The organism is Kitasatospora sp. NPDC004240, assembly GCF_053603215.1.
On sequence record NZ_JBSGFD010000099.1, the window covers coordinates 1 to 15,078 of the forward strand.

Here is a 15,078-nt window from a genome sequence, read left to right on the forward strand (position 1 = left end):
CCGACGGCCGCATCGTCGACGAACTCACCCACCCCACCGCCGACACCGTCCTGGACCGCATGCGCCGCTTCGACGCCAAGGGCCGCACCAGCTGAGCCAGCCGTAACCCCGTCAGGCCGACCCACCGTCAGGACACCCCATGTACCGCACCGCACTGCGCAACGTGCTGGCCCACAAGGGCCGACTGCTGATGACCGCGCTGGCCGTCATGCTGGGCACCGCCTTCGTGGCGGGCACCATGATCTTCTCCGACACCTTCGGCAAGGCCATGGCCGACAGCGCCTCCAAGAGCTACGCCGACGTGTCGGTCCAGCTGGTCGACCGCTCGGCCGGCTCGTACGCCCCCGCCGAGTCCCGCAGCGAGGCCGGCGGGGCCACGCTGACCGACGAGACCGTCCAGCAGCTCGCCGCACTGCCCGGCGCCGCCAAGGCCCGGGGCGTGGTCACCGGCTTCACCGGCGTCGCCGACCGCGACGGCACCCTGATCGGCCAGGCCTGGTCCGCCAAGGGCGCCAACTTCGCGCCCGGCCCGGACGGCAAGGACTCCCGCTACCCGATGGTCGAGGGCCAGGGCCCGAAGAACGGCAAGGAGGTGGCGCTCGACCGCAGGACCGCCGAGCGCGGCGGCTACAAGGTCGGCGACACCGTCCGGCTCGCCTCCAACGGCCCGGTGCTGGAGGCCCGTGTCTCCGGCCTCTTCACCACCGACGACCCGGTGGTCAACACCGGCGGCACGCTCACCCTGTTCGACCGCGCCACCGCCCAGCAGACGCTGCTGGAGCCTGGCCGCTACAGCGGCATCGTGCTCACCGCCAAGCCGGGCGTGACCCAGGACGCGCTGCTGCGCGAGGTCGAGAAGAAGATCCCGTCGAACCAGCAGTTCGACTCCGAGACCGGTCAGCAGCTCAAGGACGACGAGCAGCGCATGATCACCAGCAGCACGGACGCGATGCGCACCATGCTGCTGGCCTTCGCCGGGATCTCGCTCTTCGTCGGCATCTTCATCATCGCCAACACCTTCACCATGCTGGTCGCCCAGCGCACCAAGGAGCTGGCGCTGCTGCGGGCGATCGGCGCCAGCCGCAAGCAGGTCACCCGGTCCGTCCTGGTCGAGGCCCTGCTCATCGGCACCCTCTCGGCGGTGGCCGGCCTGCTGCTCGGCGTCGGGATCGGCTCCGGCATGCAGTCGCTGATCGGGGCGCTGGACGACGGCATGCCCAAGGGCCCGCTGGTGATCGCCCCGATGACCGTGGTGCTCACCCTGGTGGTCGGCGTCCTGGTGACGGTGCTCTCCGCGCTGCTGCCCGCCCTGCGCGCCTCGAAGATCGCCCCGGTGGCCGCGATGAGCAGCGGCGACCAGCCGGCCTCCCAGAAGAGCCTGGTGGTGCGCAACACGATCGGCTCGGTCATCGGCGCCGCCGGTGTCGCGCTGATCGCGTACGGCGCCTCCACCGGCAATGGCTCCGGCCGGATGCCGGTCGCGGGCGGCGCCCTGCTCGCCATGATCGGCCTGTTCGTCCTGCTGCCGCTGCTGTCCCGTCCGGTGATCGCCCTGGTCGGCCCGGCGCTCGGCCGGCTGGCCGGCACCCCCGGCAAGCTCGCCCGGCAGAACGCGGTGCGCAACCCGCGCCGCACCGCGGCCACCGCCGCCGCCCTCACCATCGGCCTGACCCTGGTCGCCGGCCTCACCGTGATCGGCTCCTCGGTCGGCGGCGCCCTCGACCGGGCCGTGACCAGCGCGATGCGCGCCGACTACCTGGTCAACGCGGCCAACGGCATGAGCCTGTCCCCCAAGGTCCCGGCGGAGATCGCCAAGCTCCCGGGCGTGGCCGCCTCCTCGCCGATCACCACCGTGTACTGGAAGCTCGCCGGCAGCGAGAATCCCAAGGCGATCACCGGGGTGGACGCGGCCGTCGCCGACCAGGTCATCTCGCTGCGGATGACCAGCGGCTCCACCGCCGCCCTCGGCAAGGGCCAGCTCCTGGTCGACCAGGACTTCGCCAAGAGCCGCAACCTGACCACCGGCTCCACCCTCCCGGTCAGCTACCCCGGTGGGACGAGCGGCCTGCTCACCGTCGGCGGCGTCTACGAGAAGAGCGACCTGCTGGGCGGGCTGATGCTGGCCAACTCCGAGGTCACCGCGCACGAGAAGGACCCGTACATCAACAACGTGCTGGTCAAGGGCAAGGACGGCGCCGGCGACCCGCTGAAGAAGGCCATCAAGGACGCCACCGGCGCCAACCCGGTCATCGAGGTGAAGTCCAAGCAGGACGTCCGCGACGACTTCAGCAAGATGATCACCTTCGCGCTGAACATGATGTACGGCCTGCTGGCGATGTCCGTGATCGTCGCGGTCCTCGGGGTCGTCAACACGCTGGCCATGTCGGTCTTCGAGCGCAAGCGCGAGATCGGGATGCTGCGGGCGATCGGCCTGGACCGGCGCGGCATCAAGCGCATGGTGCGCCTGGAGTCGGTGATGATCTCGGTCTTCGGCGCCGGCGTCGGCCTGCTGCTCGGCTGCTACATCGCCTGGGCGATCAACAGCACCCTGAAGTCCAGCCTGGCCGGGATGTCCACGGTGCTGCCGTTCGGCCAGCTGGCGCTCTTCCTGGCGCTGGCCGGGGTGGTCGGCCTGGTGGCCGCGATCTGGCCGGCCCGGCGGGCGTCCAAGCTGGACATCCTGGCGAGCATCAAGACCGACTGACCGGCTCGACGGCCGGCCGGCCTGCTGAACGGTCGGCCCGCCGAACGGCCGACGCGGCCGGGCCCCCGGGGGACGTTCCCCCGGGGGCCCGGCCGTTCCCGCGGAGCCGCAGGGTCGCGGTGAGGCGGAACGGCGCAAACGCGGCGGGACCCCCACCGGAGGATGTCGGTGGGGGTCCCGTCGCATTCAGATGTACTCCGCCCGGTCGCACGGCCGGCTGAGCACCACGGAGGTCGTGGTCCGGCGACACTGCCGGGCGGAGGGCCTCCGACTCGTACCCGGACCGCTCCCACGGCCGGGTCTGGTCGCTTACTTGCTGCTGGCGAGTTCCTTCTCGGCGGCCGGCTTGGCGGCCTCGGCCGGCTTCGGGGCGGGCCCCGCGGCCTCCTGGAACGCCTCGAACGGCTTCTCCATCTGCGAGAGGCCGACGGTCTCGCGCTTCAGGAACACGGCCAGGGTCCAGTCGGTGAAGACGCGGACCTTGCGGTTCATGGTCGGGACCATGGCGCCGTGGTACAGGCGGTGGAACCACCAGGCCGGACGGCCCTTCAGCTTGTACTTGCCGAAGAGGATCGCCACGCCCTTGTGCAGGCCGAGACCGGCCACCGCACCGAGGTTCTTGTGCTTGTACTCGGCCTGCGGGAAGCCCCGCATGCCCGCGATGACGTTGTCACCGAGGACGGCGGCCTGACGGACCGCGTGCTGGGCGTTCGGCGGGCACCAGGCGCCCTCACCGGCGGCGAGGTCCGGCACCTGGGCGTTGTCGCCGGCGGACCAGACGTAGTCGAAGCCCTTGACCTGCAGGGTGGGGGCGGTGTCGACGTGGCCGCGCGGGCCCAGCGGCAGACCGAAGTTGGCCAGCACCGGGTTCGGCTTCACACCGGCGGTCCACACGATGGTGGAGGCGTCGGCCTCGATGCCGTTCTTCAGCACCACGTGCTGGTCGACGCAGGAGTCCATCGAGGTCTCGATGTAGATCTCGATGTCGCGCTCTTCGAGCTTCTCCTTGGTCCACAGACCGAGGTCCGGGCCCATCTCCGGGAGGATGCGGTTGGCCGCCTCCACCAGGATGAAGCGCATGTCGTCGCGGCTGACGGTCCTGTAGATCTTGGCGGCGTCGCGCGCCATGTCCTCGATCTCGGCGATCGTCTCGACACCGGCGAAGCCACCGCCGACGACGACGAAGGTCAGCGCCTTGCGGCGGACCGCCTCGTCCGTGGTGGACTCGGCGCGGTCCAGCTGCGACATGACGTGGTTGCGGAGGCTGATGGCCTCCTCCACCGTCTTCATGCCGATGCCGTGCTCGGCCAGACCCGGGATCGGGAAGGTGCGGGAGACCGAACCGGTCGCGACGACCAGGTAGTCGAAGGGCAGCTCGTACGAGTCGCCCGCCGCCGGCTGGATGGTGGCGATCTTGCGCTCGTGGTCCACACCGGTGACCGCACCGGTGAGCACCTCCGCCTTCTTCAGGGCGGTGCGCAGGGGCGCGACGAGGTTGCGAGGCGCGACGTTGCCGCCGGCCGCCTCCGGGAGGAAGGGCAGGTACGTCATGTACGACCGCGGGTCGACGACCGTGACGGTCGCCTCCCCGTAGCGCATCTTCTTGAGGATGCGCATCGCGGCATACAGGCCGACGTAACCACCGCCGACAATGAGGATGCGAGGACGCTCCGTGGTGCTCATATCGGAAAGTATCCAGCACCGTTCGGAGCAGCCTTCGTGAGCCCGCTCACAAGCATCTGGACACCCTCTGCTACACTTCGCGCCCCCTTCGGACCGGGTGGAGCACCTCCTCACCGCCCCCAGGGGTGCGGGGTGAGCACACACGTTCGGACCACCCTGCTGAGCAGCAACGATCCGTTTGCCGCCCGGGTTCCCGCGTATGATCGCGATTCCCAAACCCGCGTGCGAGACTCACCTGCGATCCAGCGGTCACCATGCCCGACGGGCCTTCAGTCCCACATATCGGACGTAGCGGGCGACCGAGTGGGCCGAATGACCCCATCGCCATGTGAAGAAATTCACGAAGTTTTCCGCACGGCCCCGGGCGCGCCCCGGCCCCGGGCCCCCCGAAGGGGTTCCGGGGCCGGTTCCGTAAGGCTCGCGGGCCGTTCGCGGGTGGTACCGGACGGCTCGGCGCGGGCGGTTCAGGCGCGGGCGGTTCAGGCGCGGGTGGTTCAGGCGCGGGACTCGGCGATGCTCCAGGCGATGCCGTCCAGGATGTCGTGCTCGCTGACGACCACCTCGGCGGCGCCCGTCCGCTCCATGATCTCCAGCAGCTCCAGGGCGCCGGCCGCGATCACGTCCACCCGGCCCGGGTGCATCGAGGGGATGGCCGCGCGCTGGGCGTGGGTGGAGGTCAGCAGCTCGCCGGCGATCCGGGCCACCGTGTCGCGGCCGAGCCGGGAGTGGTGGATCCGGTCGGAGAGGTAGCCCGGCAGCTCCTGGGCGATCGCCGAGACCGTGGTGACCGTGCCCGCGAGGCCCACCAGGGTGGCCGCGCCGGTCAGCGGGACGACCTCCTCGGCCTTGTCCAGCTCGGCCCGGATGTGCGCCTTGGCCGCGGCGATCTGCTCGCCGGACGGCAGCTCGGCGCCCTCGAAGTGCCGCTCGGTCAGCCGCACGCAGCCGATGTCCACCGACCGCGCCGCTTCCACGTCCGTGGTGCCGCGCACGAACTCGGTGGAGCCGCCGCCGAGGTCGAAGACCAGGTACGGGGCCGCGAACTGCCCGCCGGTGAGCTCCTTGGTGGCGCCGACGAAGGAGAGGTGCGCCTCCTCCTCGCCGCTGACCACGACCGGCTCGACACCGAGCGCGTCGCGCACGCCCTTGACGTACTCCTCGCTGTTCTCGGCGTCCCGGGAGGCGCTGGTGGCGACGAAGCGCACGTGCTCGGGGCCGACGCCGAAGCCGGAGATGATCTCCGCGTACTCGCGGCAGGCGGCGAAGGTGCGCGCCAGCGCGTCCGGGTGCAGCCGGCCCGTCCGGTCGACGTCCTGGCCCAGCCGGTTGATGATCATCCGGCGGTCCAGGTCGGTGATCGCGCCGGTCTCCGGGTCGAGGTCGGCGACCAGCAGACGGATCGAGTTGGTGCCGCAGTCGATCGCGGCGACCCGGGTGACGCTCATTCGGCGGCCTCCTGCCCGGGAGCGGCCTCGCCGGACCCCTCCGCGGCTTCCTCGGCGGCGCGCTTCTTCGCGGCACGCTCGACGGTCTTCTGCTCCTTGGCGGCGATCACGGCCGCGTGGTCCTGCTCCTTGGCGCGGTTGCGCGCCACCCGCGCACCGGCCTCCGCGACCTCGGCGGCGGAGACGCACGGGCCCTTGGCCCACCAGTCCTCCAGCATGCCGAGCGCCTCGTCGCCGAGCGGGTTCACGCCCGGACCGGCCGCCAGCGAGTGGCCGGCCAGCACGTGCAGGCACTTCACCCGGTCCGGCATGCCGCCGGCGCTCGGGAAGCCCTCCAGCACCTCGATGGCGTCGCGCCGGGCGATGTAGTCCTCGTGCGCCTTCTGGTACGCGGCGGCCAGCTCCGGGTCCTCGGCGAGCCGGGCGGTCTGCTCCTTCATCACGCCGTCCGCCTCCAGGGTGCCGATCAGCGAGGCGGCCTTGGGGCAGGTCAGGTAGTACAGCGTCGGGAACGGCGTGCCGTCCGGGAGCCGGGGGGCCGTCTCCACGACGTCCGGGTTGCCGCAGGGGCAGCGGTGCGCGACCCCGCGCAGACCGCGCGGGACCCGGCCGAGCTGGGCGGCGATGGCCGCGACGTCGGCGTCGGAGACGGTGGGGTGGTTCTCAGTGGTCATGGGAGGAGCTGTCTCCAACGGGGGCGGGGGTGGGAACGGGTGCGGACGGGGCGGGGGCCGCGGGCGGCGGCGGGGCGGGCACGGCGGCGGGTGGTCGTACGGCGGCGGGCGGGGCCTGCGCGGCCGCGTCCACGGCCCGGTCCGCGGCGTCGACGGAGCGCCAGAGGTCGGTGTACCAGGGCCGGGCGGCCCTCCCGGGCGCGCCCGGGGCGCCGTTCGGAGCGGTGCCGGCCGGGCCCTGGGCGATCGAGCCCCGGGCGACCGCGCCGCCCTGGCTCCCGGCGGCCGGGCTCCCGGGCGCCGGAGTGGCGGAGGGGTCCGCGGCGGTGAACGGGGTCTCCCCCGGCATCGCGTAGTGCAGCCGCTCACGGGCCTGCGTCCGGACGTACTCCGGGTCCTGCCAGCGGGCCTTCTCCCGCCGCAACTGCTCGACCTGCTGCCGGGCGTGCTCGGCCCGCTCCCGCTGGGCGGCGATCTCGGAGCGCTGGGAGATGAACTGCTTCGTCGGGTAGGCCAGGATCGCCACCAGTGAGCAGAGCACCAGGACCAGGACGGTCGCCCGGCTCGTGAACCGGGGCCGGGCGGCCAAGCCCGGGATCCGCCAGCCTGTCATCTCCCGCATCCCCTCCTGGTTCCGCTGCCCGGTCGCGACGCGGGACCACCGGCCCCGCGACGGCACGCCCGCCGGTCGCGACGGTGCCCCGCCGTCCACCCTACGGGGTGAACAGGCGGGGCACCGAGACGAGCCGTGTGTGTCAGCCCTCGTGCTTGAAGCGCGGGAAGGCGCCACGGCCGGCGTACTCGGCGGCGTCGTCGAGGATCTCCTCGATGCGCAGCAGCTGGTTGTACTTGGCGACGCGCTCGGAGCGGGCCGGGGCACCGGTCTTGATCTGGCCGCAGTTGGTGGCGACGGCCAGGTCGGCGATGGTGACGTCCTCGGTCTCGCCGGAGCGGTGCGACATCATGCAGCGGTAGCCGTTGCGCTGGGCCAGCTCGACGGCGTCCAGGGTCTCGGTCAGCGAACCGATCTGGTTCACCTTCACCAGCAGCGCGTTGGCGGTGCCGGTCTCGATGCCCTTGGCCAGGCGGGCCGGGTTGGTGACGAACAGGTCGTCGCCGACCAGCTGGACCTTGTCGCCCAGCTTGACGGTCATGGCCTTCCAGCCGTCCCAGTCCGACTCGTCCAGCGGGTCCTCGATGGAGACCAGCGGGTACGCGGCGACCAGCTCGGCGTAGTACTCGATGAGCTCGGCGGCCGAGAGGGCCTTGCCCTCGAACTGGTAGGCGCCGTCCTTGTAGAACTCGGAGGCGGCGACGTCCAGGGCCAGCGCGATGTCGCGGCCGGGCACGTAGCCGGCCTTCTGGATGGCCTCGGTGATGAGGTCCAGGGCCTCGCGGTTGCTGGACAGGTTCGGCGCGAAGCCGCCCTCGTCGCCCAGGCCGGTGGACAGGCCCCGCTCCTTCAGCACGCCCTTGAGGGTGTGGTAGACCTCGACGCCCCAGCGGACGGCCTCGGAGAAGGACTCCGCGCCGATCGGGGCGATCATGAACTCCTGGATGTCGACGTTGGAGTCCGCGTGCGAGCCGCCGTTGAGGATGTTCATCATCGGGACCGGCAGGACGTGCGCGTTCGGACCGCCCAGGTAGCGGAACAGCGGCAGGTCGCTGGCCTCGGAGGCGGCGTGCGCCACGGCCAGGGAGACGCCCAGGATGGCGTTGGCGCCGAGCGAGGACTTGTCCGGGGTGGCGTCCAGGTCGAGCATGGCCTGGTCGATCAGGCGCTGCTCGGTGGCGTCGTAGCCGACCAGCTCCGGGCCGATCTGCTCGATGACGGCCAGGACGGCCTTCTCCACGCCCTTGCCGAAGTAACGGTTCTTGTCACCGTCGCGCAGCTCCAGGGCCTCGAAGGCACCGGTGGAGGCACCGGACGGGACAGCGGCACGGCCGGTGCTGCCGTCGTCGAGGCCGACCTCGACCTCGACCGTGGGGTTGCCACGCGAGTCGAGGATCTCACGGGCTACGACGACATCGATGGACGGCACGAGGCATCTCCTAGCGGAAGCAGGGTCCAGCTGACGGGGTGGTGAGGTCGGCGGGACGATTGCGGAGTCGTTACGAGACCAGAGCCTAACCGCACGGGCCGTCCGGGCCACGTCCGCCTCGGTTCCGTCTCAGCGTGTGGCCCGGTTACCCACCGGTAGTTCACCTGCTCGCCCTGTGAGATACCCATGGAAGCGGACGAAGGGGGTCGAAACGACCCCCTTCGTCGAGCGCGGGGCCGGTGGGGCGGGTGTGCTTCCGGGTGTGGTGGGTGCGCTTCCGGGGGCGGCCCGGCGTGCTTCCCCGTGCGGCAGGGCCGGCGGACGGCTCCGGCGTGGCGCGGGGCCGGGCTGGGACGGCCCCGGCGTCAGCCGAGGTTGAGCACCTGGCCCGGGAGGATCAGGTTCGGGTCGGTGCCGACGGTGCCGCGGTTGCCCTCGTACAGCGAGGGCCAACCGCCCCGGACGTCGTGCGAGGCGGCGATGCCGGACAGCGTGTCACCCGAGACGACGGTGTAGCCGGGGGCGGGCGCCGGGGTGGCGGCCGGGACCGGGACGGCGTCGGCGGACGGGACGTTGATCGGGGTCACCCCGGCGCCCGGCACGGTCTGCGCGTCCGGCGCCGGCTGGGTGCCCGGGACGGTCTGCGCGCCCTGAGCGCCCTGAGCGCCCTGGGTGCCCGGGACGGCCTGCGTGCCCTGCGCGCCCTGGGTCGGGTCGGCGGTCGGGGCGGGCGCGGTCGGCGAGGGCGCCCCGGTGGGCTGCGCGGGTGTCTCGGTCGGCTGCGCGGTGGGCTGCGCGGTGGACGCGTCCGTCGACCCCCCGGTGGACGTGGGCGCCCCGGTCGAGGCCTCGGAGTCGGAGGCGTCCGGGCCCGCCGAGTTGGCGGCGGCCCGCGGGGCGAAGGTCTCGTAGACGCTCTTGTGGCTGGTCCAGTACCAGGCACCGTCGTTCTGGTACCAGTACACCCGCCACTGCTCGTCCCAGCCGCCGTGGCCGGGGAAGACCGGGGCGGTCGGCCCCTGGGTCTTCGGCTCCTCGGCCGGCTTCTGCGGCGCGACCGGCGCCTCGGAGGAACCCGGCTTGACGTCGTTGGACTTGTCGACCTGCGCCGGCCCCTCGCCCTTCGTCAGCCCCGCACGCTTGGAGCAGACCGGCCAGGCCCCCGGCCCCTGGGCGGACAGCACCTTCTCGGCGATCGTGATCTGCTGCGACTTGGTCGCCTGGTGCGCCTGCGGCGCGTACGCGGTGCCGCCGTACGCCTTCCAGGTGCTGGCGTTGAACTGGAGGCCGCCGTAGTAGCCGTTACCGGTGTTGATGGCCCAGTTGCCGCCGCTCTCGCACTGGGCGACGGCGTCCCAGGTGGAGACCGGGGCCGCGGTGGCGCCGCCGGCCGTCAGCAGGGGCATGGCGAGCCCGACGCCCGTCACTCCGGCGACGGCGATGGCCTTCTCGGTCTGGGTGCGACGACGGTGACGACCGTTTCCGACGAACAGCATGGGGGTGTCCCTCTCCGCACGCCTGCGAGGTGAGCTGTCGGGTTCGGACCGGGAGGTGGCCCGGCCGCGTCACGGAGAGTGTCCGGTCTGCGGCTTCACCCCAAGCCGTGGGGACGGCATCGAAACCTGGGTCCCCCGCCCCTGCCCGTTGGGGTCTGGTCGGTGTCCCGGCGGCGCGGCGGGCAGGATTCGGCGTCCCGCGCCCGGGGTCCACAGCTGCGGACAGCACGGAGAGTAGACAGAACCTCAGACCGATCACAAGCTCATATCGCCGGCATCACGCGAAAATTACGGCGGATGTTCGATCGTTCACCAACGGGGGCTATATGTCCGGATTGATGGTGTTTCATGTGGATGCCATTCGAGTGTTTCCGACACGCCGTCAGAGTGTCGGAGCGTGACCGAAACCGGAATCCGGGGCCGGCCGGAGCCGACCGGCCCCGAGTCCCGAACGGGCGTCCGGGTGCGTTCCGCCGGGTGGGGTCCCGACCCGCCGCCGGATGTCACGGTGCGTCGCCGGGTGAACGGCCGGTGACACCCCGGCCGCGGACCGGTGTCCCGCCGGTCGACGCACGGCCCGTGCGCCGGGCGCGTCGAAGGTATGCGGAAGAGCCCAGGGGCCGTCCCGGCGGTCCGGCGGACACATCGGCCCGGCCCCGCCCGGGAGTTACCCGCGAGTCGGGTCGGGGGCGGGCCGGGCGCGGGGCGACCGCCCCCCGGACGGCCGGAGGGCGGTCCCTCCGAACCCCGGCGGCGGGGCGCCGGATGTGACGGAGAGAGAGCATCGGGGGCCCGGCGCCGGATGTGGACGAAAGGTGTCCGTTCAGCCCTCGAAGGCCCCTTCGGACCGCCGTTCCGGGCTGAAATCCACGGGGAGTTCACGAAGTCCTCGCATGATCAGTCCACCGCGCCAGCGCAGGTTCTCCGGGCTCTCGGCGAGCCGGAGGTCGGGCAGCCGGGCGAGCAGGGTGGCGAGAGCCGTACGGCCCTCCAGGCGGGCCAACGGCGCGCCGATGCAGTAGTGGATGCCGTGCCCGAAGCCGAGGTGCGGATTGTCCGCACGGGCCAGGTCGAGGGTGTTCTCGTCCGAGAAGCGGGCCGGGTCGCGGTCCGCCGCCGCCAGCACCACCAGCACCGGGTCACCGACCGGGATGTCCACGCCGCCGATGGCCAGCGGGCGGGTCGCGAACCGCCAGGTGGCCAGCTCCACCGGACCGTCGTACCGCAGCAGCTCCTCGATCCCGGTCTCCAGCAGGCCGCTCTCGCCGCGCTCCACGGACTCCTGCAGCAGCGTCCGCTGGCCGGGGTTGCGCAGCAGCGCGTAGACGCCGTTGCCGATCAGGTTGACGGTCGTCTCGAAACCGGCGAAGAGGAGGATGAAGGCCATCGCCGCGGCCTCGTTCTCGGTGAGGTGCTCACCGTGGTCGCCGGCCCGGATCAGGCCCGAGATCAGGTCGTCCCCGAGGTCCGCCCGCTTGCGGTGGATCAGCTCCAGCAGGTACGCCCGCATCCGCTTGACCGCCCGGCCGACTCCGCCGCGCTGCCCGCCGCCGTGCCGGATCATCATGCCCGCCCAGTCCCGGAAGTCGTCCTGGTCCTCGGCCGGCACGCCCAGCATGTCGCAGATCGCGTAGATGGGGAGCGGGAAGGCGAACTCGTGGATCAGGTCCGCCGAACCGCGCTCCGCGAAGCCGTCGATCAGCCGGTCGGTCAGCTGCTGCACCCGCGGCTCGAACTCGGCCACCCGGCGGGGCGTGAACGCCTTCGACACCAGCCGCCGCAGCCGGGTGTGGTCCGGCGGGTCGATGTTCAGCAGGTGGGTCATGAGGTCCGCCTGCCGCTCCCCCGGGATGCCGACCCGGCCGGTGCGGTGCGCCTGCCCGCTGTGGTGCGCCGGGTTCTTGGAGAGCCGGCTGTCGGCCAGCGCCTGCCGCGCGTCCGCGTACCGGGTCACCAGCCACGCCTCCACCCCGCTCGGCAGGGTGGTGCGGTGCACCGGGGCGTGCTCGCGCAGCCACGCGTACGCGGGGTAGGGGTCGGCGGCGAACTCCCAGGTGAACAGCTCGGGGCGGGTGGGGGTGGGGTCCGCAGGGGTGGGGTCCGCAGGGGTGGGGGCTGCGGGGGCGGGGGTTGCCGGAGCGGGCGTGGGCTCCGGGGTGGAGGAGGGGGTGGCGGCGTCGGGCTGAGCTGGCATGGGTCGACCGTATCCGGTGCTCGGAGCGGGGTGCGGGGGTGCGGGGTGCGGGGGTCCGGGGTGCGGGGGTCCGGCGTCCGGCGTCCGGCGTCCGGCGTCCCGGGGACGGGGAGAGGAGGTGGGACGGGTGGCGGCGGGGCCGGGGCCGGGACGGTCACGGTGGGCGGGCGGACGGGGTGACTCGGGTGACGATCAGGCGTGAGTCTGGTCACCTGAGGGGTAATCCCTGTTGCGGAGGGTCAGGACCTGCCTACGATCCTCCGCAGTCGTCGTGGGCGCCGGTGCGGTGTCGCCCACAGGGAGGAGCCCACCATGCGGGTAACCGGGGCAGTCGTGGTCATCGCGGTACTCGACGGCGGGTCGGGTGCCGACCTCGCCCGCCGCTTCGCTGCCGCCGGTTCCGCCGGCATGCTGATCGCCGACCAGCGGGTCGGCGTCGCCGAGGACCTCGCCACCGAGCTCGACCGGCCCGGCTGCCCGGTCGTGGGCGTCTGCGGGGACGTCCGGCGCCCCAGCGACATCGCCGCCCTCGTGGACACCGTCGAGAAGCACCTCGGGCCGATCGACCTGTTCTGCGTCGCGGGCCCGGACGGCGAGCGGATCGTCTCCCTCGCCGACCTGCCCGACCACCTCGACCTGGAGCGCCTCGCCGAACTGCTCGCGCTCGTCGGCGAGGCCATCAGCGAGGTCGTGCCGCACCAGCGCCGCCCCGTCGAGGAGCGGGCCGGTGTCTGAACCGCCCGGCCGTCCCCGTCAGGTGAGCCCCTCCGCGGCGCGCACCGCGTCCCGGTAGCCGCGCGCGGCCGTCCGCAGCGCGGCGTCGACGTCCACCCCGGCGTCGTGCGCCCGCTGCGCCACCGCGAGCAGCAAGCTGCCCGCCGACTCCGCCGTGAGCTCGACCGGCAGCTCGTACGGCTCGTCGGGCACACCCGTGAAGCCCGACCGGCGCACCCGCGACACCAGCTTCGCCGCGTACGCCAGCGACGGCAGCCCGGCCGGCACGCCGTCCAGCACCGACTCTCGCTCCGACTTCTCGGCCGCCTTCAGCTGCTCCCAGTTCGCCTCCACCTGGGCCGCGCCCTCGGCCTCGGTGTCCCCGAAGACGTGCGGGTGGCGGTACATCAGCTTCTCGACGATGTCCCCCGCCACGTCGTCGATGGAGAACGGGTCCTCCGCGTCCTCCTCGGCGATCCGCGAGTGGAAGAACACCTGGAGCAGGACGTCGCCCAGCTCCTCGCGCAGCGTCGCGCGGTCCCCCTCCTCGATCGCCTCGACCAGCTCGAACGACTCCTCCACCAGGTACTTCACCAGGCTCGCGTGGGTCTGCTCGGCGTCCCAGGGACATCCGCCCGGCGAGCGCAGCCGGTCCATGACGGAGACCATGTCGAGCAGCCGCGCACCCGGCAGGTCGTACGAACCGGGCAGCACCTCGATCTCGGGGAGCGTCCCCGCCTCCTCGACGGCGAGCCGCGCCAGCGCGTCCGTCAGCCCGGGGTCGCCGTCCGGGCTGCCCAGCCAGACGGTGGGGGCTCCGGACGGCGAGCTCGCACCGGTCAGGAGGCGGGCGAGGGCCGGGGGCGTCAGCGGGGCGACGATCTCCACCTCGACCCCGGCCTGCCGGACCGCCGCCAGCTGCGGGTGATCGGCGTCCGCGGCCAGCACCCGGCCCGCCCCGCGCAGCGCCTCCCAGGCCGGCCACGAGAGCAGCCCGGGGGCGATGCGGTGGGTGGTGGTGAGCAGGATCAGCTTCGCGCTCGCGGCGCCGGGAGGAGTGGTCACGCTCCGAACCTACCTGCCGGAGGCGGAGCTCCGCGTCCGCATTCCAGGGGCAGCGGGGGTGGGGCGGGGCGGGCGGGGGCGGGACGGAATATGTAGACCGGTCTACCTTTGGTGGGTGCATCGGGCGGCGGGCGGCGGGCATCGGGTGTCGGGCATAGGCAGCGGGCGTCTGGTGTCGGGTGTCGGGTGTCGGGTCGGAGGTCGCCAGAGGTAGACCGGTCTACATACTTCACGGACCAGCCATCACCATGTAGACCGGTCTGCATATTTCTGCGCCCGATATCGGTGGGGCGATCAAGCGATCACGCGGCAAAACGATCACGCGGTAAGGCCGTGAGGCGGTCAGCCGGCCCGGGTGAGCCAGGGAGGGCTGTCGGGCAGGAGGGCGACCCGGTCGGGTTCCCAGGTGCCGTAGCGGGGGTTGATCCGGACCCGCAGAGCGGTGGAGGCGTCCGCGAGGGCCCGACGGACGGTCGCGTCACCGACCGGTGTGTCGGCGTCCTGCCCCGCCGCCTCGGCGAGCCGCCGGATGCCCAGCTGCTGGCGCAGGTAGTCGTCAACCCCGGCACTCGGGATGCCCTGACGCGTCAGGGCCAGGAGCAGTTGCCCACCTCCCCCGTAGCGGAGCTCCTCCGCCGTACGGGCCGCCGCGACGTCCCCATCGGTGATCGTCAGTCCGTGGTCCGCCACCGCCCGGGCGACGACCGCGTCGAGCACCAGTTCCGTGACCGCCCGGCGCGCCAGCCCGTCCGGCTGCTCCCGGGCGTCCGCCGAACCGCCCGTGGTGGCCTGCCGCAGTTCCGCCACCCGGGCCTCGACCGTGCCGACCGCGATCCGCCGGCCGTCCAGCACCGCCGCCGTACCGCCCGCCAGGCCGTCCTGCCCGCACCCGGCCAGCACCGTGGTCACGATCAGCGCGCCCGCTGCGCGGACGGCGGTCCGACGGTGCATGGCTGGCCTCCGGATTCCGAGGAGCCGGGTATGACCCGAGGCTAGGCCCGTCCGGGCCTCCTCGCGCGGACCGTCGCCCGAACGGGTCAGCCCGTCCACGCCCGGCCCGC

General features: G+C 72.8%; 11 protein-coding genes, 1 pseudogene and 1 riboswitch. Of the genes and pseudogenes, 3 read left to right on the forward strand and 9 right to left on the reverse strand.

The window, feature by feature from the left end; translation table 11 throughout:
- A pseudogene (locus ACWEQL_RS24950) lies at positions 1 to 95 on the forward strand (ABC transporter ATP-binding protein); the annotation flags it as partial.
- Between the two features lie 44 nt (positions 96 to 139).
- Positions 140 to 2,704, forward strand: coding sequence for an ABC transporter permease (locus ACWEQL_RS24955; RefSeq protein ID WP_452152533.1), 2,565 nt, complete (start codon positions 140 to 142; stop codon positions 2,702 to 2,704).
- Positions 2,705 to 3,013: 309 nt separating this feature from the next.
- On the opposite strand, the gene ACWEQL_RS24960 is transcribed toward ACWEQL_RS24955, so the two are convergent.
- From ACWEQL_RS24960 to ACWEQL_RS24990, 7 genes are all read right to left on the reverse strand, one after another.
- Positions 3,014 to 4,387: an NAD(P)/FAD-dependent oxidoreductase gene (locus ACWEQL_RS24960; RefSeq protein ID WP_452152534.1), complete on the reverse strand. Its 1,374-nt coding sequence runs from the start codon at positions 4,385 to 4,387 to the stop codon at positions 3,014 to 3,016.
- Between the two features lie 494 nt (positions 4,388 to 4,881).
- Positions 4,882 to 5,832: a Ppx/GppA phosphatase family protein gene (locus ACWEQL_RS24965; protein WP_452152535.1), complete on the reverse strand. Its 951-nt coding sequence runs from the start codon at positions 5,830 to 5,832 to the stop codon at positions 4,882 to 4,884.
- Positions 5,829 to 6,524 carry a DUF501 domain-containing protein gene (locus tag ACWEQL_RS24970; RefSeq protein WP_452152536.1) on the reverse strand — a complete coding sequence of 232 codons (696 nt, stop codon included), beginning with the start codon at positions 6,522 to 6,524 and terminating at the stop codon, positions 5,829 to 5,831. The genes ACWEQL_RS24965 and ACWEQL_RS24970 overlap by 4 nt, the downstream gene beginning before the upstream one ends.
- Entirely contained in the window at positions 6,496 to 7,128 is a 633-nt protein-coding gene (locus tag ACWEQL_RS24975; RefSeq protein WP_452152537.1) for an FtsB family cell division protein, read from the reverse strand. The genes ACWEQL_RS24970 and ACWEQL_RS24975 overlap by 29 nt, the downstream gene beginning before the upstream one ends.
- A gap of 133 nt (positions 7,129 to 7,261) precedes the next feature.
- A complete protein-coding gene (gene eno / locus ACWEQL_RS24980) occupies positions 7,262 to 8,548 on the reverse strand; it encodes a phosphopyruvate hydratase (RefSeq protein ID WP_452152538.1) in 1,287 nt (428 codons plus the stop codon).
- A 365-nt stretch (positions 8,549 to 8,913) separates the two neighbouring features.
- Positions 8,914 to 10,044, reverse strand: coding sequence for a transglycosylase family protein (locus tag ACWEQL_RS24985; protein ID WP_452152539.1), 1,131 nt, complete (start codon positions 10,042 to 10,044; stop codon positions 8,914 to 8,916).
- A 5-nt stretch (positions 10,045 to 10,049) separates the two neighbouring features.
- Positions 10,050 to 10,215, reverse strand: a riboswitch (cyclic di-AMP (ydaO/yuaA leader).
- 652 nt (positions 10,216 to 10,867) lie between these two features.
- On the reverse strand, positions 10,868 to 12,238 hold the full coding sequence (locus ACWEQL_RS24990) for a cytochrome P450 family protein (RefSeq protein WP_452152540.1): 1,371 nt from the start codon (positions 12,236 to 12,238) through the stop codon (positions 10,868 to 10,870).
- A gap of 312 nt (positions 12,239 to 12,550) precedes the next feature.
- On the opposite strand from ACWEQL_RS24990, the gene ACWEQL_RS24995 reads away from it, so the two are divergent.
- Complete coding sequence (locus ACWEQL_RS24995; protein ID WP_452152541.1) at positions 12,551 to 12,973, forward strand: SDR family NAD(P)-dependent oxidoreductase; 423 nt, start codon at positions 12,551 to 12,553, stop codon at positions 12,971 to 12,973.
- Between the two features lie 18 nt (positions 12,974 to 12,991).
- Here ACWEQL_RS24995 and ACWEQL_RS25000 read toward each other — a convergent pair whose 3' ends face one another.
- Positions 12,992 to 14,017 carry a MazG family protein gene (locus ACWEQL_RS25000; RefSeq protein WP_452152542.1) on the reverse strand — a complete coding sequence of 342 codons (1,026 nt, stop codon included), beginning with the start codon at positions 14,015 to 14,017 and terminating at the stop codon, positions 12,992 to 12,994.
- Positions 14,018 to 14,359: 342 nt separating this feature from the next.
- Positions 14,360 to 14,968 (reverse strand): hypothetical protein, encoded by a 609-nt coding sequence (locus ACWEQL_RS25005; protein WP_452152543.1) that lies wholly within the window; start codon positions 14,966 to 14,968, stop codon positions 14,360 to 14,362.
- Between the last annotated feature and the right edge of the window lie 110 nt (positions 14,969 to 15,078).

What these genes read in the sequence shown, in the direction of transcription:
- ACWEQL_RS24955 (WP_452152533.1), top strand. Translation starts at nt 140, where the DNA reads ATGTACCGCACCGCACTGCGCAACGTGCTGGCCCACAAGGGCCGACTG.
- ACWEQL_RS24960 (WP_452152534.1), bottom strand. Translation starts at nt 4,387, where the DNA reads ATGAGCACCACGGAGCGTCCTCGCATCCTCATTGTCGGCGGTGGTTAC.
- ACWEQL_RS24965 (WP_452152535.1), bottom strand. Translation starts at nt 5,832, where the DNA reads ATGAGCGTCACCCGGGTCGCCGCGATCGACTGCGGCACCAACTCGATC.
- ACWEQL_RS24975 (WP_452152537.1), bottom strand. Translation starts at nt 7,128, where the DNA reads ATGCGGGAGATGACAGGCTGGCGGATCCCGGGCTTGGCCGCCCGGCCC.
- ACWEQL_RS24985 (WP_452152539.1), bottom strand. Translation starts at nt 10,044, where the DNA reads ATGCTGTTCGTCGGAAACGGTCGTCACCGTCGTCGCACCCAGACCGAG.
- ACWEQL_RS24990 (WP_452152540.1), bottom strand. Translation starts at nt 12,238, where the DNA reads ATGCCAGCTCAGCCCGACGCCGCCACCCCCTCCTCCACCCCGGAGCCC.
- ACWEQL_RS24995 (WP_452152541.1), top strand. Translation starts at nt 12,551, where the DNA reads ATGCGGGTAACCGGGGCAGTCGTGGTCATCGCGGTACTCGACGGCGGG.
- ACWEQL_RS25005 (WP_452152543.1), bottom strand. Translation starts at nt 14,968, where the DNA reads ATGCACCGTCGGACCGCCGTCCGCGCAGCGGGCGCGCTGATCGTGACC.